At 68.1% G+C, this 18,463-nt stretch carries 19 protein-coding genes; 16 read left to right on the top strand and 3 right to left on the bottom strand.

Features of this window, described 5'->3' with window-relative positions:
• Positions 1 to 16 precede the first annotated feature (16 nt).
• From OPU70_RS15790 to OPU70_RS15780, 3 genes are read left to right on the top strand one after another with little or no spacing between them, the layout of a single operon-like run.
• Positions 17 to 385, top strand: a complete 369-nt coding sequence (locus tag OPU70_RS15790; protein WP_042538672.1) for a PLD nuclease N-terminal domain-containing protein — start codon at positions 17 to 19, stop codon at positions 383 to 385.
• A complete protein-coding gene (gene menD / locus OPU70_RS15785; RefSeq protein WP_498558214.1) occupies positions 382 to 2,046 on the top strand; it encodes a 2-succinyl-5-enolpyruvyl-6-hydroxy-3-cyclohexene-1-carboxylic-acid synthase in 1,665 nt (554 codons plus the stop codon). The genes OPU70_RS15790 and menD overlap by 4 nt, the downstream gene beginning before the upstream one ends.
• Before the next feature lie 43 nt (positions 2,047 to 2,089).
• The gene (locus OPU70_RS15780; RefSeq protein ID WP_079113416.1) at positions 2,090 to 2,932 is read left to right on the top strand and encodes a polyphosphate kinase 2 family protein; all 843 of its coding nucleotides are present in this window, start codon (positions 2,090 to 2,092) and stop codon (positions 2,930 to 2,932) included.
• Between the two features lie 19 nt (positions 2,933 to 2,951).
• Here the strand turns inward: OPU70_RS15780 and OPU70_RS15775 are convergent, their stop codons facing one another.
• Positions 2,952 to 4,211 (bottom strand): isochorismate synthase, encoded by a 1,260-nt coding sequence (locus OPU70_RS15775; protein ID WP_042538678.1) that lies wholly within the window; start codon positions 4,209 to 4,211, stop codon positions 2,952 to 2,954.
• 62 nt (positions 4,212 to 4,273) lie between these two features.
• Here OPU70_RS15775 and OPU70_RS15770 point away from each other — a divergent pair, with 62 nt between their 5' ends.
• The 6 genes from OPU70_RS15770 (at position 4,274) to OPU70_RS15745 (ending at position 10,255) form a co-directional block, all read left to right on the top strand.
• Entirely contained in the window at positions 4,274 to 4,837 is a 564-nt protein-coding gene (locus OPU70_RS15770) for a DUF402 domain-containing protein (RefSeq protein WP_042538680.1), read from the top strand.
• A complete protein-coding gene (locus OPU70_RS15765) occupies positions 4,834 to 5,553 on the top strand; it encodes a class I SAM-dependent methyltransferase (RefSeq protein WP_042538682.1) in 720 nt (239 codons plus the stop codon). Before OPU70_RS15770 ends, OPU70_RS15765 begins: the two co-directional genes overlap by 4 nt.
• 45 nt (positions 5,554 to 5,598) lie before the next feature.
• Positions 5,599 to 6,660: a polyprenyl synthetase family protein gene (locus OPU70_RS15760; RefSeq protein ID WP_042538684.1), complete on the top strand. Its 1,062-nt coding sequence runs from the start codon at positions 5,599 to 5,601 to the stop codon at positions 6,658 to 6,660.
• 58 nt (positions 6,661 to 6,718) lie between these two features.
• The gene (locus OPU70_RS15755) at positions 6,719 to 8,113 is read left to right on the top strand and encodes an FAD-dependent oxidoreductase (protein WP_079113415.1); all 1,395 of its coding nucleotides are present in this window, start codon (positions 6,719 to 6,721) and stop codon (positions 8,111 to 8,113) included.
• 62 nt (positions 8,114 to 8,175) lie between these two features.
• Complete coding sequence (locus OPU70_RS15750) at positions 8,176 to 9,219, top strand: hypothetical protein (RefSeq protein WP_498558213.1); 1,044 nt, start codon at positions 8,176 to 8,178, stop codon at positions 9,217 to 9,219.
• A gap of 28 nt (positions 9,220 to 9,247) precedes the next feature.
• The gene (locus OPU70_RS15745; protein ID WP_498558212.1) at positions 9,248 to 10,255 is read left to right on the top strand and encodes an alpha/beta hydrolase; all 1,008 of its coding nucleotides are present in this window, start codon (positions 9,248 to 9,250) and stop codon (positions 10,253 to 10,255) included.
• 19 nt (positions 10,256 to 10,274) lie between these two features.
• Here the strand turns inward: OPU70_RS15745 and OPU70_RS15740 are convergent, their stop codons facing one another.
• Positions 10,275 to 10,910, bottom strand: coding sequence for a GntR family transcriptional regulator (locus OPU70_RS15740; protein ID WP_228385561.1), 636 nt, complete (start codon positions 10,908 to 10,910; stop codon positions 10,275 to 10,277).
• A 439-nt stretch (positions 10,911 to 11,349) separates the two neighbouring features.
• Positions 11,350 to 11,838, bottom strand: a complete 489-nt coding sequence (locus OPU70_RS15735) for a YajQ family cyclic di-GMP-binding protein (RefSeq protein ID WP_042538692.1) — start codon at positions 11,836 to 11,838, stop codon at positions 11,350 to 11,352.
• A gap of 187 nt (positions 11,839 to 12,025) precedes the next feature.
• Here OPU70_RS15735 and OPU70_RS15730 point away from each other — a divergent pair, with 187 nt between their 5' ends.
• The 7 genes from OPU70_RS15730 to OPU70_RS15700 all read left to right on the top strand — a co-directional run bounded on the left by OPU70_RS15730 (position 12,026) and on the right by OPU70_RS15700 (position 18,436).
• Positions 12,026 to 13,234 carry a sugar ABC transporter substrate-binding protein gene (locus OPU70_RS15730; protein WP_042538694.1) on the top strand — a complete coding sequence of 403 codons (1,209 nt, stop codon included), beginning with the start codon at positions 12,026 to 12,028 and terminating at the stop codon, positions 13,232 to 13,234.
• A gap of 67 nt (positions 13,235 to 13,301) precedes the next feature.
• A complete protein-coding gene (locus tag OPU70_RS15725; protein ID WP_056373897.1) occupies positions 13,302 to 14,906 on the top strand; it encodes an ABC transporter permease subunit in 1,605 nt (534 codons plus the stop codon).
• 1 nt (position 14,907) lies between these two features.
• The gene (locus tag OPU70_RS15720) at positions 14,908 to 15,831 is read left to right on the top strand and encodes a sugar ABC transporter permease (RefSeq protein ID WP_498558211.1); all 924 of its coding nucleotides are present in this window, start codon (positions 14,908 to 14,910) and stop codon (positions 15,829 to 15,831) included.
• Positions 15,832 to 15,903: 72 nt separating this feature from the next.
• Positions 15,904 to 16,056 (top strand): hypothetical protein, encoded by a 153-nt coding sequence (locus OPU70_RS15715; protein WP_153302240.1) that lies wholly within the window; start codon positions 15,904 to 15,906, stop codon positions 16,054 to 16,056.
• 132 nt (positions 16,057 to 16,188) lie between these two features.
• Positions 16,189 to 17,229, top strand: coding sequence for an acyltransferase family protein (locus tag OPU70_RS15710; RefSeq protein WP_042538699.1), 1,041 nt, complete (start codon positions 16,189 to 16,191; stop codon positions 17,227 to 17,229).
• Positions 17,230 to 17,297: 68 nt separating this feature from the next.
• On the top strand, positions 17,298 to 17,729 hold the full coding sequence (locus OPU70_RS15705) for a DUF6121 family protein (protein WP_079114038.1): 432 nt from the start codon (positions 17,298 to 17,300) through the stop codon (positions 17,727 to 17,729).
• 59 nt (positions 17,730 to 17,788) lie between these two features.
• Positions 17,789 to 18,436, top strand: a complete 648-nt coding sequence (locus OPU70_RS15700; RefSeq protein WP_042538702.1) for a hypothetical protein — start codon at positions 17,789 to 17,791, stop codon at positions 18,434 to 18,436.
• Positions 18,437 to 18,463 lie beyond the last annotated feature (27 nt).

Genomic DNA, 18,463 nt, shown 5'->3' with positions numbered 1-18,463 from the left:
CGCCTACACTGGAGGGGTGGCGAGACTGTTGATCGTGGGCGGCTTCCTGGCCGCCATCTTCTGGGTGTTCAGCATCGTCGACTGCGCAGTGCAGCCGCCGACGCGGCACCGGGGCGTGCCCAAGGCCGCGTGGATCGCGATCGTCGTCTTCATCCCGGTCATCGGCGGGATCCTCTGGTTCACGCTCGGCCGCCGCCGCGCCAACGACAACGGCGGGGCGATCCGCATCATCGCCCCCGACGACGACCCCCAGTTCCTCCGCAGCATCAGCAAGAGCGAACAGGATGCCCGCATCCGCCGCCTCGAAGAGGAGCTCGCGAAGCTCGAGGACGAGACCGACGACGGCACCGCACCGGACGGCACGGCGCCGGACACGCGTCCGTGACAGCATCGCCGGCGACGGATGCCGCGGCATCCCTGATCGCCGACCTCATCGCCCACGGCGTCCGCGATCTCGTGCTCTCGCCGGGTTCTCGATCTCAGTCGCTCGCGCTCGCCGCAGTGCACGCCGCGAACCAGGGGCACCTGCGCCTGCATGTGCGGATCGATGAGCGCGTCGCAGGGTTCACGGCACTGGGTCTCTCGCGTGAGACCGGAGTTCCCGCCGCAGTGCTCTGCACCTCGGGAACCGCCGCCGCGAATCTCCTCCCGGCGGCGATGGAGGCCTTCCATTCCGGTGTGCCGCTGCTGCTGCTGACGGCCGACCGCCCGCCCGAGCTTCGCGGAGTCGGAGCCAACCAGGCGACGATCCAACCGGGCATGTTCGCCTCCTGGGTGCGCGACGAGATCGATGCACCTGTCCCCGGTGACGGCGACTGGTCAGGTCTGGCGGTGCGAGCCGTCGCGGCCGCGATGGGGGCCGATGCCGAGCACGGCCTCCCCGGAGTCTCAGGCCCCGTGCACCTGAATCTGCCGTCGCGTGAGCCGCTGTCTGGCGACGTTCCCGCTGTCGACATCGCACCGGGCGAGGCTCCGAGGCCGGTCGCCGCAGAGTCGCTCGTGCTCGAGCGCGGGCCGCGTACGGTCGTGATCGCGGGGGCCGATGCCGGGCCGGATGCCGAAGAGGTCGCACACGCCGGATCCTGGCCGTTGATCGCCGAGATCGTCAGCGGTGCCCGCTTCGGACGCCAGGTCGTGCACGGTTATCGAGCGCTGCTGAGCGACGACGAGTTGGGCGGCCGCATCGAGCGCGCCGTGGTGCTCGGGCATCCGACTCTCAGCCGCGAGGTGGCCCGCCTGCTGTCGCGTGGCGACGTCGAGGTGATCGCCGTCCGCCGCGGTGGTGAGGCTCTCGACCTCAACGGGCGCACGACGCCTGCGGCGTCCGTCGCGGTCGCCGACGGCCCCGCCGATCGCGAGTGGCTCGGAGCCTGGCTCACGGCATCCGCCGCTCGCGCCGTCGACCTCAGCGAACGCGCCCCCGACCAGGACGGTCTCACCTCCACCGATCCGTCCGCTCGACGTGATGCCGTGAGGGCCGAGCTGGCTGCCGTGCGGCGCCCGCTCGATCGCGAACTCCTCGCCGACGCCGTCTGGCGGGCGACCTGGCCGCACGACCGCCTCGTCTTCGGCTCGTCGCGCCTCGTCAGGGTGGCCGACTCGGTGCTCGGCGGCAAGAAGGTCCCGGTGCACGCCAACCGCGGACTCGCCGGGATCGACGGCACGATCGCGACTGCCACAGGCATCGCTCTCGCGAGTCAGGCCGGGGGAGCCCCGGGGGTCACCCGCGTGCTGCTCGGCGACCTCGCCTTCCTGCACGACGTCGGAGCGCTGCTGCTGCCACCCGATGAGCGCGAACCGCGCATTCAGGTCATCGTGGGCAACGACGGCGGCGGCACGATCTTCGACGGCCTGGAGGTCGCGGGCACAGCGGCTCGCGCCGACCTCGACAGAGCGTTCTACACTCCGCACACGGTGCGTCTCGAGCAGCTGGCCCTCGCTTACGGGTGGGAGTATCAGCGCGTCACGACCCGCACCGCGCTCGATCAGGCTCTCACCGCTCCGGCCGGTGGCCGTCAGCTGATCGAAGTGCCGCTCACTCGCTGATCCGGTTCGGCGCGGCGTGCATCCGCAGTGGCAGGATGAACGCATGACAGCGCACGAGTGGGCCAAGACCCTCCAGGTCGGCGACGGATTCCGTCTCTCCGACGTCGATCCGCAGAGCACTCCGGGATACAGCGGCGCGAAGGCCGACGGCAAGCGCGATCTCGCGTCCGGTCTCGACGAGCTCAATCAGCTGCAGGAGCGGCTGTTCGCGGAGAGTCGCGTCGGAGTCGCGAAGGACTCGGTGCTGCTGATCCTGCAGGCGATGGACTCGGCGGGCAAGGGAGGCATCGTGCGGCACGTCGTCGGCGGCGTCGACCCGCAGGGTGTCGCGCTCACGGCGTTCAAGGCGCCGACGGAGGAGGAGCTCGCGCACGACTTCCTGTGGCGTGTCGCCAAGCGGCTGCCGGAGCCGGGGTTCATCGGCGTCTTCGACCGCTCGCACTATGAGGACGTGCTCATCGGCCGGGTGCGGTCGCTGGCCCCGTCCGACGAGATCGAACGGCGGTACGACGCGATCAACGAGTTCGAGGCCGAGGTCGCGGCCTCCGGCACCCGCATCATCAAGGTCATGCTGCACATCTCTCGCGACGAGCAGAAGGAGAGGCTGATGGAGCGGCTCGAGCGGGCCGACAAGCACTGGAAGTACAACCCGGGCGATGTCGACGAGCGACTGCTCTGGGACGACTACATGGCGGCCTATCAGACGGCGTTCGAGCGCACCTCGACCGCTGCGGCGCCCTGGCATGTGATCCCGGCCGACCACAAGTGGTTCGCCCGCCTCGCCGTGCAGGAGCTGCTGCTCGACGCACTGCAGCAGATCGATCCGCAGTGGCCGGCGGCCGACTTCGACGTCGAGGCGGAGAAGAAGCGTCTCGCCGCGAGCTGACCGATCCGAAGGGCGTCGCTCAGGCGAGGGCGTCGACCAGCGGACGGAACTTGACGCGGGTCTCGAGCAGCTCCGACTCGGGGTCCGAGCCGGCGACGATTCCCGCGCCCGCATAGGCGGTGACGGCGATGTCGGTCTCGGCGGGAGTGAACTGCGCGCAGCGCAGCGCGATGGCCCATTCACCGTTGCCGGCTCCGTCGACCCACCCGACCGGGCCGGCATAGCGACCGCGGTCGAACGGTTCGAGTTCGCGGATCGCCGCGATCGCAGCGGATGTGGGGGTTCCTGCCACAGCGGCCGTCGGATGCAGGGCGCCGACCAGATCGAGCGACGAGCCGCCGTCGGCCAGCTCGCCTTCGACATCGGTCGCCAGGTGGAAGAGGTTCGGCAGCTTGAGCAGGAAGGGCTGCTCGCTCGCGGCCAGCGCGCGCGTGTGCGGGCGCAGCGAGGCGAGCACGCTCTGCACCGCATACTCGTGCTCGTCGAGATCCTTGGTGCTCGAGGCCAGGTGAGCGGATGCCGTGGTGTCGGCGTCCGCATCGGCCCCTCGGCCGATGGTTCCGGCCAGCACACGGGCGGTGACGGTGCGCTGCTGCACGGTGACGAGCGTCTCGGGGCTCGCGCCGATCAGCCCGTCGACCGCGAAGGCCCAGGTGTCGGGGTATCCGGTCGACAGCGCGCGCACGAGGCGGCGCAGGTCGGATCCGGCGGGGATGCTGCCGGTGAGGTCGCGAGCGAGCACGACCTTGCTGAGGGCGCCACCGGCGATGCGGTCGAGCGCCTGGCGGACGGAGTCCTGATAGCCCTGCGGGCTCTGCGCCCCCGGCCCGACCGTGCCGGCCCAATGGGGGCCGTAGCCGATCGTCGACGCATCGGGCTGCGGTTCGGCCGCGGAGTGCGACGTCGAGCGGATGCGGGTGAGCCACGTGCGCCCATGGTGCCGGCCGATCACGAGCGCAGGCACGACGAGAACGCTGTCGGCGGCGGAGTCCTCGTCGAAGGTCAGCGCACCGAACGCGACGAGCCCCGAGCCGGGAAGCCGGAGGTCGTCGTCGATCTCGGCATCCTCCGCCAGGTCTCGCCAGGCGGCGGCGATGGCGGCCGAGCGCATGGACGCAGCGCCTGCGGGAATGCGGATCGTCTCGACCACGCCGTCTCCCACGGCGACGATGCCGTGACCGCGGCGCAGCCAGGCGAGGGGCCGCGACGGGTCGGCGTAGGCCAGGAGATCCTCGACCGGATCGATCTCTCGGGTCTCCACGACCAGCCTGCTGCTCACCCCTCCAGCCTAGTTCGTCGCTCGTCGACCGGGATGTGAGTGACCCCGCTTACGCTGAGTGCATGAGCGACGCCCGCCCCGAACCCGGCACCGAGATGATCTTCCAGTGGCGCAAATGGGACGGCTCGCCGCATTGGCGGCACGAGTGCGTGTATCTCGGTGCAGACGAGTGGGGCGACTGGATCGGCCAGCCGGCCGGCTGGCCCAGCGCTCGACCGGGTGCGGCCTACATCGCAGAGACCCCCAACGTGACGCTGGTGCCGCGACAGCCCGACTTCGCCCTGACCGTGAATCGCGATCATCCGAAGGGCATGCGCGTCTACATCGACATCGGATGGGATGTGCGCTGGTCGGACGACCCGCTGCTCGCGGTCGGCATCGACATGGACCTCGACGTCGTGCGGGTCGATGGGCCGCGGGGCATCTGGGTCGACGACCGCGACGAGTGGGCCGAGCACATCGTGCAGTACGGATATCCCGCCGAGATCATCACCCGGCTCGAGGCACTCGCGCTCGACCTCGAGCAGCGCGTGCGCGATCAGACCGCTCCGTTCGACGATGCGACTCCGGATCTCTGGCTCGATCGCCTCGATGCCCTGCACCTCGCGCCTAGACTGGGCACGTGACCTCGAACGAAGCAAACCGCGCCGATCTCGGCAAGGACCCGGCCCGCGTCAGCGGCATGTTCGACCAGGTCGCCGCGGGCTACGACCGCACGAACACGGCGATGACGGTCGGCAACGACGCCCTCTGGCGCGCAGCCACGACCAGGGCCGTCGCCCCGAAGCCGGGGGAGAAGATCCTCGACCTCGGTGCGGGCACCGCGTCGTCGTCGGCATCCCTCGCCCGCAGCGGAGCGCAGGTCGTCGCCGCCGACTTCTCGCCCGGCATGCTCGCCGAGGGCAAGCGGCGCCACGGCAGCATCCGCAATCTCTCTTTCGTGCAGGCGGATGCCACCGATCTGCCCTTCGAGGACGGCGAGTTCGACGCCGTCACCATGTCGTACGCCCTCCGCAACGTCAACGATCCGAAGAAGGCGCTCCGCGAACTGCTGCGGGTGACGAAGCCGGGCGGTCGCCTCGTGATCAACGAGTTCTCGACCCCGCCCGGCACCCTGTTCCGTGCCGGGTACCGCTTCTACAACTCGCAGGTGCTGCCTCGGGTGGCCCGTATCGCCGGCACGAACGGCGACGCGTACGACTACCTGAACGAGTCGATCCGCGACTGGCCGGATCAGAAGAAGCTCGCTGCGTGGATTCGCGAGGCCGGGTGGACCGAGGTCGAGTACCGCAACCTCTCGTTCGGGATCGTCGCACTGCACCGGGCGTTCAAGGCCGCGTGAGTACGACGCGCGAACCCGCACGGCTGACGACGGTAGGCTGAGACCGTGACTTCGAGCCGCGTAGCCCCGGGTTCGCGACTGGCGAGCCGTCTCGGTTTCAGCGACCGTGTCTTCATCGGCACTGCAGGTCGACGCATCGCTCAGGCGATCGAAGACGGTCTCGAGCGTGTCGAGACCGGTCTCGCCGACGATGTGCGCGTCGCCGACCCGCTGGCCGACGCCGCGAGCCGCTACCTCTACGAGGCGGGGGGCAAGCGCATCCGCCCCGTGCTCACCCTGCTGGCGGCCCAGCTGGGCGACGGCAACACCGAGCAGGTGATCGACGTCGCGAAGGCGCTGGAGATCACGCACCTCGGATCGCTGTACCACGACGATGTCATGGACGGCGCCGACCGCCGTCGTGGCGTCCCCGCCGCGCACGCGGTGTGGGGAAACAACATCGCGATCCTCACCGGCGACATCCTCTTCTCCCGCGCGAGCCAGCTGATGTCGCGTCTGGGCGAGCGCGCCATCCGCCTGCAGGCCGACACCTTCGAGCGTCTGGTCCTCGGCCAGATGCACGAGACTCTCGGTGCGCAGCCCGGAGACGACCCCATCGAGTTCTACCTCCAGGTGCTCGCCGACAAGACCGGATCCCTGATCGCCGCGGCGACGCAGGGCGGCGTGATCTTCTCGAACGCACCCTCGGAATACGAAGAGCCGCTGCGGGTGTACGGCGAGAAGATCGGCGTCGCCTTCCAGTTGCTCGACGACGTGATCGACCTGTCGGCCAAGCCCGAGGACACGGGCAAGGTGCCGGGAACCGACCTGCGCGCCGGCGTTCCGACGATGCCGTACCTGCTGCTGAAGGCCGAGACCGACGACGCGTCGATCGACCTCGCCGCCCGCATCGACGACGGGGTCACCCGCATCGCCGAGGGTGAGGACCCCGGGATCCTCGACGGCCCGCTCACCGAGCTCCGAGACCACGTCGGCACTCAGAAGACCCTCGCGCTCGCGCATTCCTGGACCCGGGATGCGATCGATGCGCTCACCGCGCTTCCGCGCGGCACCGTGCGCGATGCGCTCACCCGTTTCGCAGAGACCCTCGTCGAACGCTCCAGCTGACCGCGTCGCGGCCATCGGCCGCGTGCGTCGGGCGTGACGGCATACGAAAGGACCCCTTATGACCAAGCTCAGACTGGCCATCGTCGGAGCGGGCCCCGCCGGCATCTATGCCGCCGACATCCTGCTGAAGGCCGAGCGAAAGTTCGACGTCTCCATCGATCTCTTCGAGCAGCTTCCGGCACCCTACGGCCTGGTCCGCTACGGAGTGGCCCCCGACCACCCCCGCATCAAGGGCATCATCAACGCGCTCCGCGATGTGCTCGACCGCGGCGACATCCGTCTGTTCGGCAACGTGCGCTTCGGTGAGGACATCACGCTCGATGATCTGAAGAACCACTACAACGCGGTGATCTTCGCCACGGGAGCGATCCGAGACACCGCCCTCGACATCCCCGGCATCGATGCGGTCGGCGCCTACGGGGCAGCCGACTACGTGAGCTGGTTCGACGGACACCCCGACGTGCCGCGCGAATGGCCGCTGGATGCCGCTTCGGTCGGCGTGCTGGGCAACGGCAACGTCGCTCTCGACGTCGCCCGCATGCTGGCGAAGCACGCGGAAGACCTGCTGGTGACCGAGGTCCCCGAGAACGTCTACGAGGGGCTGAAGGCGAGCGCGGTCACCGACGTGCACGTGTTCGGTCGCCGTGGCCCCGCGCAGGTCAAGTTCACCCCGCTCGAGCTGCGCGAGCTCGGCGAGCTGCGCGACGTCGACATGGTCGTGTACGACGAGGACTTCGACTATGACGAGGCGTCGAAGGACGCCGTGGCCAGCAACAAGCAGGTCATGGTCATCGACCGCATCCTGCAGTCGTGGCGCAAGCGGCCGTCGGTCAATGACGCCAGAGGCGATGCGAACAACGCAGGGGGAACGGCATCCCGTCGCCTGCACCTGCACTTCTGGGCCCGCCCGGTCGAGGTCCGCAAGGACGAAGCCGGCCGCGTGGCGGCCCTCGTCTACGAGCGCACGAAGCCCGACGGACAGGGCGGCGCAGTGGGCACGGGTGAGATGCGCGAAGTGCCGCTGCAGGCGCTCTACCGCGCGATCGGATACTTCGGCTCACCGCTCCCCGGCGTGCCCTTCGACAAGAAGCACGGCGTGATCCCCAACCGCGAGGGCCAGGTGCTCGCCAAGGACTCGAACCAGCAGATGACCGGCATCTACGCCACCGGCTGGATCAAGCGCGGACCGGTCGGGCTCATCGGCCACACGAAGTCGGATGCCATGGAGACCGTGCGGCACATCATCAACGACCAGGGGTCGTGGTGGCACCCGGAGGACCCTTCAGAAGAGGCGATCCCCGCGCTGCTGCAGGAACGCGGCGTCAAGTGGACCGACCTCGAGGGCTGGCATCGACTCGACGAGCACGAGGTCGCCCTCGGCGCGCCGCAGGAGCGTGCCCGCGTCAAGGTCGTGCCGCGTGACGAGATGGTGCGCGTCTCTCGCGGAGAGTGACCGACACCGGATCGTTGTCGGCACCTCGCGTGTCGGAGAGTCGGCATCCTTAGGCTGAGTGCATGCGACTGCGCTCTCTGATCGTCTTCGGCACTGCTGCCCTGCTGCTCGTCTCTGGGTGCACCGCCGGGCCGACAGCTGAGCCGAAGCCCTCGGCTTCGCCGTCTGGGTCGCCGTCTCAGACGCCGACGCCGACACCGGCGCCGATCGTCGAGCCGGAGACGGCGTTCGATGTGACGTGCGACGACGTCGCCGCGACGATGGAGGAGCTCCTGGGCGAGCCGTCGACACCTGTCGAGCCGGTGCTCTCAACAGTGTCGGCGATGAGCTGGCTTCCCGGTCCGGCGCAGCACATGTTCCAGCGGGCCGGCGGAATCGCCTGCTCGGCAGGCGACGCGGAGCGCAACTGGGAGGTCACGATCGTCCCGGATGCGCAGGCGGTGATCGCCGGCGCGACCGAGCGTCAGGGTTTCTGGGGCGAAGCGGCGAGCTGTGAGAACGGACGCTGCGGGTTCGAGCTGCCAGACGGAGACGTGCTGCTGTCGGCCACCGTCGTCGACCCCGATCTCGGCGCGGACGACACCTCCCCGATCGAAGAGGCGCTGCGGGGGATCGCGGCGTCGGCGGCGTCGAGCACGCGCGAGGTCGAGTACGTCGACAGCGACATCGTCGGTGCTCCCTGCGAGCGCTTCGTGACGCCGGAGCAGGTGGACGCCGCATTCGGAGTCTCGGACGCGGCTCTCTTCACGGACTTCGGCGGCTGGGGGATCCCTGCTGAGGTGTACGAGGTCGTCAACGGCTCCCGCATCTGCTATTTCAAGTCGGCCGGAAGCGAGTACGAGGGATCGAGCTATCTGATGCTCACGACGCTTCCCGCAGGAGCATGGGCGTTCGAGAAGCTCGATGGCGACCCCGTCGAGGTCGAGGGCGCCGATGCCGCCAAGGCCAGTGAGGGCCAGAACGGCGAGAAGATCCTCGACGTGCGCGTCGGCCTCGACTGGATCCGCCTGATGACCTACGACAACGGATCCGGTGCCGCCGACCCGGCTCCTCTGGCAGAGAAGGTCGTGCGCAACTTCACGGTCGGACACACCGCTCCCGAGTAGCCCGCTCGCCGTCGGCTAGCCTGGCGGCATGCCTGAGTGGATACCGGACGTTCTCGGCGACGAGTTCGAGCAGCTCACGCTCGAACTCGGTGAGGACGACGAGGGGCCGTTGGTCGCCACTCTCGTGCGAGCCCTGCCGCGGGAGCAGCCGTGGTGGGATCGCATGCGGGGGCATCGTCTTCCGCTCGATGACGTCGACGTGCTCTACGTGCACGGCTGGTCGGACTACTTCTTCCAGAAGAGACTCGCTCGCTTCTGGACCGCGCGAGGTGCGCGCTTCTTCGCCCTTGACCTGCGCAAGTACGGACGCAGTCTGCGCGACGGTCAGACGCCGGGGTACATCACCGACCTCGGTGCGTACGACGACGACATCGCCGCGGCGCTGCACGCGATGGGCCGCAGCCCCGAGACGACCGCATCCACGCGCCGCCTGGTGCTTCTCGGACATTCCACGGGCGGGCTCACACTGAGCCTGTGGGCATCGCGGCACCCCGAGACAGCGGATGCCGTGATCCTGAACAGTCCGTGGCTCGAGTTCCAGGTCGCATCGGCCCGCCCGCTGATCGCCCCCGTCGCCGAGCTCCAGGCGCGGTGGGCTCCCCGCGAGGTCGCCCCGCAGGTCGATCTCGGGTTCTACACCCGGGCGCAGCAGGAGGTCGCCGACCCCGAGGATCCTGTCGAGGTGAACCTCACGTGGCGACCCGCGCAGACGATGGCCGTGCACGCGGGATGGTTCCACGCGATCCTCTCCGGACACGCCAAGGTCGCGGCAGGACTGACGATCGACGCAGCCGTGTGCGTGCTGCTCTCCGCACGCTCGGCGACGCCCACACGATGGTCCGAAGACCTCACCCGAGCAGACTCGGTCTTGGTGGTCGACGACATCGCGCGGGCGGCGCTGAAGCTCGGTCCGTCTGTCACCGTCGAGCGCATCGACGGTGCCCTGCACGACGTCTTCCTCTCTCGCCATGAGGCGAGAGAGGAAGCGTATCGTCGCCTCGACCGGTGGGTCAGAGGCTGGACGGCCGCGCGCTGACAGCGATCAGACGCAGCGGTCAGACGTAGTGCATCAGTCGGGCCTGACGCTCTGCGTCATCGGCATCGCCGCGCAGCACCGCGTCGTGGAAGTCCCGATAGACCTGGAGCATGCGCTCCCGGTCGTTCTCGGGAACGCTCCAGCCGCGGAGGTTGCGGAACAGCGCCATGCTCGCATCGTTGATCAGCACCTGATGCTGTGCGTTCCGGCTGCGCGTGCTCAGAAACGAGAACACCGCCCACCTCGTGTTGGAGATGTGCACGTCGTCATCGAGCGCCGTGTACATCTGCTCGACGAGTTCGGCGAGGCTCTCGCGTTCTTCCTGGCTCATCCGCGCGACGCCCATTCGAGCCGCAATCCCCGCCTGATACCCCGCGAACTCGAGCGTCTGCTCGACGGTCTCGGGTGTGACCGCCGTGACCTCGGTGTATCTGCTCGGGTACATCGTCACGAGCCCGAGACGCTCGAGGCGCTGTAACGCCTCTCGCACCGGAGTCCGCGACACATGCAGTTCTTCGGCGACATCGACATCGCGGATGCGATACCCCGGCTCCAGCACACCGTCCACGATCTGCGCGCCGATGTGCTGAAAAACCTCCTCTGCTAAGAGCTGCTTGCTTTCTCTGACACTCGTCATCGAGCTGTTGGTGTTCATGGACTGCCCCCAGTTGCTTTCCAGATCCGGGCTCCCCATGATGTGCCCGGACGGCCACTACATCACGAAGTGGATCGCGATGCCAATAATCCACAGACGAGTTTTCGGACGAGCATGTCGGGGCTCGCGCGCGGTGCGTCGTCGCGGGATCAAGTACGGGTGATTTCTGTGGCCGACGGGTGTTTGGGACACCCGCCGGCCACAGACGATGGCGTGCACGGAGCTGTACTGCGCCCAGTCCCCACAAGGCGGGAACCGCGATCCGCGAAGCGCGGAGCCGTGGTTCGGCAGCGCGTCATGCATCGCCGCATCGTCTGTCGCATTCGGGACGCGACTGCATCCAGTCTCGGGCACATCGCCCCATATATCGGAATGCGATCGGCGGGCATAGAGAAGGGGGACGGATGCCTCGGCATCCGTCCCCCTGAGATCTGCGAGGTCAGCGGTAGTTGATGAACTGCAGGTCGAGATCGAGGTCCGAGCCCTTGAGCAGGGAGATCACGGACTGCAGGTCGTCACGGCTCTTGGACTGCACGCGCAGCTCGTCGCCCTGGATCTGGCTCTTCACGCCCTTGGGGCCCTCGTCGCGGATGATCTTGTTGATCTTCTTCGCGTTCTCCGACGAGATGCCGTCCTTGAGGGTCGAGACGATGCGGAACTCCTTGCCGCTCGCGAACGGGTCGCCCGACTCGAGGCTCTTGAGCGAGATGCCTCGCTTGATGAGCTTGGACTGGAAGACGTCGAGAACGGCCTTCGCACGCTCTTCGGTGCCGGCGATGATCAGGATCTGCTCGCCGCTCCAGGCGATGGACGAGCCGGTGCCCTTGAAGTCGTAGCGCTGCTCGATCTCCTTGCGCGCCTGGTTCAGGGCGTTCTCGGCCTCCTGGTGATCCACTTTCGAGACGATGTCAAAGGAACTGTCAGCCATAAGCAAAGTGTATCGACACCGTCGTTTTCATGCTCGCTTGGAAGCGCTTCCATCACGCCTCAGCCGACATTCCGCGGTTACAGCTTGATATCGAAGGCTTCTTGCATTGCGATTCCTGCCGATCTCGATGCATACTGTAAGCGCTTGCAGTCCTGCAGGCCACAGCACTTCAGAGAGGCACACACCAATGAAGGTGAACAAGAGGGGCATCGTCGCCGCCGGCGTCATCGCGATCGTTTCGACTCTTACGCTTGCCGGTTGCTCGACCGCGACCGATGGCGGCGACTCGGCCGAGGGCGAGAGCAGCGGATCGCTGACCGTCTGGGTCGACGCCGAGCGTGTCGACGCGCTGCAGAGCGCCGCCGACTCCTATGAGGAGAAGACCGGGGTCAAGGTCGAACTCGTGGGCAAGTCCGTCGACGACATGAAGGACGACTTCATCCAGCAGGTGCCGACCGGCAAGGGCCCCGACGTCGTCATGGGGGCGCACGACTGGCTCGGCGAGCTGTCCACGAACGGTGTCGTCGCTCCGCTCGAGCTCGGCGACTCGTCGGCCGACTACCTGCCCGTCGCGCTTCAGGCTGCGACCTACGACGGCACCGTCTACATGCTTCCCTACGCGGTCGAGAACATCGCCGTGCTGCGCAACGCCGACATGGTCCCCGCCGCCGCCACGAGCTTCGACGACATGGTCTCGAAGGGCACCTTCGTGGTCGAGCAGGGCACCGAGGGCAACCCGTACCACCTGTACCCGTTCCAGACGGCATTCGGCGCCCCGGTCTTCGGCACCGACGACTCGGGGAGCTACGACTCGAGCGACCTCCAGCTCGGCAGCGAGGGCGGCTTCGCCTTCGCCGACTGGCTCGCCGCTCAGGGCGCAGCAGGCACCTTGAACACCGACATCGACGGTGAGATCGCCAAGCAGCAGTTCCTCGACGGCACCGCGGCTTTCTGGCTGACCGGCCCGTGGAACGTCGGCGCCGCGACCGACGCCGGCATCAACGTCGCGATCGACCCGATCCCGAGCCCCACGGGCGAGACCGCCTCGCCGTTCGCCGGCGTCAAGGGCTTCTTCGTGAGCTCCGAGTCGAAGAACAAGGTCGCCGCGAACGACTTCCTCGTGAACTACATCGGCACCGAAGAGGTGCAGCTCGAGCTGTTCAAGGCAGGAAACGTCCTGCCCGCGCTGACGGCCGCAGCCGACTCCGCAGCATCCGACCCGATCATCGCCGGCTTCCAGGCCGTCGGTGAGGACGCGGTGCCGATGCCGGCCATCCCCGCCATGGGCTCCGTGTGGGAGTTCTGGGGCGTCGCAGAGGCTGCCATCATCAACGGCTCCGACCCGACGACGACGTGGCAGAAGCTCGTCGACGACGTGACCGCAGCAATCAAGTAACGACACCCAGCACCATCCCTGCCGGGGCGGACCTCGTCCGCCCCGGCAGCTCGACGACGGGGACGAGATGACAGAACTCGCTGAGCCCACGGCTCCACTGAACAAGCGCCAGCGCCAGGCGGCGAAGATCGCCGAGGCCGCGTCCGGGCCCATCGGCTGGATGCTGCTGAAGATCCTGCTGCTCGCCATCGTCGACGCCATCGCGCTGTACGCGGCATTCGTCCTCTTCGGCCAGCAGGAGTGGCTGGTGCTCGGCCTGGTCGTGGCCGTCACGGTGCTCGTCAACTACATCTACTTCTCGCGCAAGCGAATTCCCGCGAAGTATCTGACCCCCGGCATCATCTTCCTGATCATCTTCCAGGTCTTCACACTGCTGTACACGGGGTACATCGGCTTCACGAACTACGGCACCGGGCACAACGGCACGAAGGACCAGGCGATCTCGTCACTCCTCGCCTCCGCCCAGGAGCGTGTCGAGGACTCCGCCACCTATCCGGTCACGGTCGTCGAGCAGTTCGGCACCTACGGTCTGCTCGTGACCGACCCCGAGTCGGGTGACGCGCTGCTCGGCACCGCTGAGCAGCCCCTGCAGGAGGTCGACGCCGAGTTCGAGGGCGATCAGGCCGTGGCCGTCGACGGCTGGACCACGCTCCCGCTCGCGAAGGTGTTCACCCTGTCTGAAGAGCTCGAGCAGCTCTCGGTCCCCTTCAGCGACGACCCCAACGACGGCAGCCTGCGCGCCCCCGACGGACAGAAGGGGTACCTGTACGTCTCGACGCTCGAGTACGACGCAGACGCCGACACCATCACCGACACGACGACCGGCGCGGTGTACTCCGACACCGGTCAGGGGTCGTTCATCGCCGAGGACGGCGCCGAGTTGCTGCCCGGCTGGCAGACCACCGTCGGCTTCGACAACTTCGTTCGTGCGGTGAGCGACGAGAACATCCGCGGTCCGCTCATCTCGGTGACGATCTGGACCTTCGTGTTCGCACTGCTCTCGGTCGCGACCACGTTCTTCCTCGGACTGCTGCTCGCACTGGTCTTCAACAACACGCGGATGCGGTTCCGCAACGGCTATCGGATCATCCTGATCCTCCCGTATGCGTTCCCGGCGTTCCTGTCGGCCCTCGTCTGGGCGGGCATGATGAACGAGAGCTTCGGATTCATCAACCAGGTGATCTTCGGGGGAGCGGACATCCCGTGGCTCACCGACCCGAACCTCGCGAAGGTGTCGGTGCTCCTGGTGAACCTCTGGCTCGGATTCCCGTACATGTTCCTGGTCTGCATGGGAGCGCTGCAGGGCATCCCCGAGGACGTGAATGAGGCCGCCGTGATGGATGGCGCAAACCCCTGGCAGGTCTTCCGCCGCATCAAGCTGCCGCTGCTGCTCGTGACGGTCGCGCCGCTGCTGATCTCGTCCTTCGCGTTCAACTTCAACAACTTCAACCTGATCTACATGCTGACAAAGGGCGGGCCGCGGTTCGAGGACGTCAGCATCCCGGTCGGGCACACCGACATCCTGATCTCGATGGTCTACAAGGTGGCGTTCACGGGTCAGTCCCGTGACTACGGCCTCGCCTCCGCGTTCACGATCCTGATCTTCATCGTGGTCGCGACGATCTCGATCATCAGCTTCCGCAAGACCAAGGCCCTCGAGGAGCTGAACTGACATGAGCACCACGGACACCGGCTCCGCCCGCCCCGTCGCCGTCGCGCAGAACCTCGCGCCCCGTCGCCGCAGCTTCGGCGCGTGGTTCGCAGACACCGGATGGCGCCATGTGGTCGCCATCGTCGTGAGCGCCTTCGCGCTCTTCCCGCTGCTGTACGTCGTCTCGGCGTCTCTCAATCCGAAGGGCACGCTGACCGGCTCGAACCAGCTCTTCTCCGCGTTCGGCTTCGACAGCTACGTGCGCATCCTCAGCGATCCGCAGAACCCCTACGGCCTGTGGTTCCTGAACACGCTGGTCATCGCCGTGGTGACCGGCGCCGTGACCGTCTTCATCGGCGCCCTGGCTGCATATGCCTTCTCGCGCATGCGCTTCGCCGGCCGTCGCATCGGCCTCGTGACGATCGTCGTCGTGCAGATGTTCCCGCAGCTCCTGGCCGTGGTGGCGATCTTCCTGCTGATGTCGACGCTCGGGGACTGGTTCCCCGCCATCGGCCTGAACACGCACACCGGTCTGATCCTCGTCTACCTCGGTGGCGCGCTCGGCGTGAACACCTACCTGATGTACGGCTTCTTCAACACCCTCCCGATGGAGCTCGACGAGGCCGCCCGCATCGACGGCGCCGGTCACGCCCGCATCTTCTTCACGATGATCCTGCCGCTGGTCGCCCCGATCCTCGCGGTGGTCGCGCTGCTGTCGTTCATCGGCACGGTCAACGAGTACGTGATCGCGAGTGTCATGCTCGTCGACGTCGACCAGCAGACCCTGGTCGTCGGCCTGACGAAGCTCGTCGCGAACCCGCGCTACGCCGACTGGTCGGCGTTCTCGGCCGGGGCGGTGATGGCGGCGATCCCGGTGATGATCCTCTTCCTGTTCCTTCAGCGATACATCGTCGGCGGGCTGACGGCCGGCGCGACGAAGGGCTGACCTGCGGTCGTGGTCGCATCGTTCCCGGCGTTGCGACCGCCGGCGCGGCGCCGGCGGTCGTAGCGTGATGGCATGACGCGTGTCGCGGGGCGAAACGCGGTGATCAGCTGGATCGCCGCAGTGCTGTGCATCGGCGTGGTGGGCGCCCTGATCTGGTTCTCGATGCCGATCGTGCCGGTCGTCGCCTCGTTCATCGGCGACGCCCTCCGCGCCACCCTTCGCTGACGGTGCCGTCGCATCTCGTCCCGAGGACGAGATGCGTGATCACGGGCTCAGCGACACGTCGGCACGCCTCCGTCGGGGCGCGGGCGCGCGGCGGTAATCTCGCAGAGCACACATCCGATGAGAGGCGCACCCATGAGTGACCCCGAGGTTCCACAGCCCGAGCGGCCGAAAGACGTCAACGACGTCGTCGACAGCGCGAACGCTGGACTCGACGACGCCGCCGCAGCGAGTGCAGGCGTGCACGGCACGCCCGCGGACCCCACGCACGAGACGTCGGCTCCCGCTCCGACCCAGCCCGCCGTCGACCCCGATGTCGCCGCATTCGAGGCTGCCGAGAACGAACACCCCGGCACCTTCGCGACGCCGGAGCTCAACGACCCGAAGTACCTCGACGACGCAGACGACACGACGAAGTCGTGGAACACGGATGCCGACGCGACGAAGTCCTGGAACACGGACGCCGACGCGACGGCCGCGTACACGCCGCCGGCCGCGCACGAGCAGTCCGCCCTGGCCGGAGCCGCGTACTCGTCGGCCGACCAGACGGAGACCCGGATCGTCCCGTCGGAGCCGGCAGCCGCCGAGCCGGTCGTCGTTCCGATCCAGCAGCAGCCGATCTTCGTCCAGGCTCCCGAACCGCCCCGTGAACGAGGCAACCGCGGCACCGCGGGCGCGATCGGCCTGCTCGCGACCATCGCCTTCGCGATCCTCTACCTGGGCGCGACGCTCGGCCTCCGTGCCGTCGCGGGTGACATCACCGGCGAGAACATCGGCGAAGCCGCTCTCGCTCCGCTGATGACCTGGGGCTACTGGGTTCCAGTCGTCGGGTTCTTCCTCGGCTTCTGGCTGCTCGGCGCCTTCATCAACCGCGGACGCTGGGGACTCTGGGTGGTCTTCGGCATCATCGTCGGTCTCATCGCCTACGGCGGGCACATCCTCGGGGCGCTCTTCGAGGCGCCGTTCTGGCTGCTCACCGCCCGGGAGGGCAGCGAGCTCATCGGAGCGCAGCTCTTCCACCCGCTCGCCATCGCGGCATTCGTCTTCGCCCGTGAGCTGACCATCTGGTTCGGCGCATGGGTCGCCCGCAGCGGGGCACGCAAGACCGAGCTCAACGCCGAAGCGCAGCGCGAGTACGAGCGCACGCTCGAGGCCGGCCCGACGCTGGCGAGGTAGTCACGAACATGTCGTCGCCGAACCCCCGTGGACCCGAGTCCCCGGGGGTTTCGGTCATTCTGGCGCTGGTGCTCGCCACCATCAGCTTCTTCGCGCTGGCGGTGTTCGGCCTCGGCGCGGTGAGCATCGCCACCGACAGCGACATCATCGCCGTCCCCGGTCTCGGTCAGCTGCCCGGCGCGATCGGGATGCTGGCGGCCGTCGTGGCGTTCGCGCTGTCGCTGTGGTCGTCGCTGCGGCGGACGCAGCCGTCGTTCGTGTCGGCGCCGGCGGTCGCATTGGCCACGGCGCTCGCGCACCTGGTCGTCGTGTGGATCGGCGTCATCGCCGCCAGCGGCGACATCATCGTCGCGACGGTCGTCGCGGGTGACCTCGTGCGCGGGGGAGCGAGCGCGGTGCTCCTCGTCGCGTCCGCGATCGCGGCCTGGGGCGGCATCGCGCTCCGGCGCACGCGTGCTCAGCATCCGCAGTGGCCGTGGGAGCGCGAAGAAGACGAGTGACGCCCCGCCGTGGCGTGGAAATCTCCACGTCGGCGGCGGCCGCGCCGTACGCTCTAGGTGTGGAGCGCTCGTTGGAGACGCAGGTCGACCAGGCCGTCGAGGCCTGGTTGCGCTGGGTGCCGCGCTGGGAGCCGGCGACCCATCGCGGTCGGGTCGCGCCCTGTCGACGTTGTCTGGGGTCGCCGATCCTGTCTGCGGCGGGCATCGGCTCGAACACGCCGCACGGTGTGCAGCACGGTCTCTCCACGCGGATCAAGACGATCGTCGACCACGCCGTGGCCGAGTACACCGCCAGGAACCTGCCGATGCTGCAGCGCGAACTCGATCAGCAGGCCGCGCGCAACCGGGCACGCAGCTACCGCCCGGCCGACGGTCTGGATCCCGAGTTCGACGGGCTGCCGCTCGACCCCGAGCCGGTTCCGGGCGCACCGTTCCTCTTCACGATCGCCGGCATGGCCGACGAGGCAGTCGCCGATCTGCCGCCTCTGCCCCCGTTGAGCGACGAGGCGAAGGTCGCCCTGCGTCAAGAGGTCGCCCTCGCCGACGAGTACGCGAACATGGTCGGTCGCGAGATCTGCGGCATCCTGCTGCGCCACCGCATCTACATCCAGGCTGCGATCTCGCAGCATGTCGAGCCGCAGATCGAGGCGCTGCTGGCTGAACTCACCGACTCGCTCGACTCCCCGTTCGACGCGGATCAGTCGTAGATCGCTGCAGCCCTCATTTGACCACCA

The sequence above is a fragment of the Microbacterium sp. SWDP-B6 genome (assembly GCF_059803615.1).
This window is presented reverse-complemented; position numbering and strand designations above follow the sequence as displayed.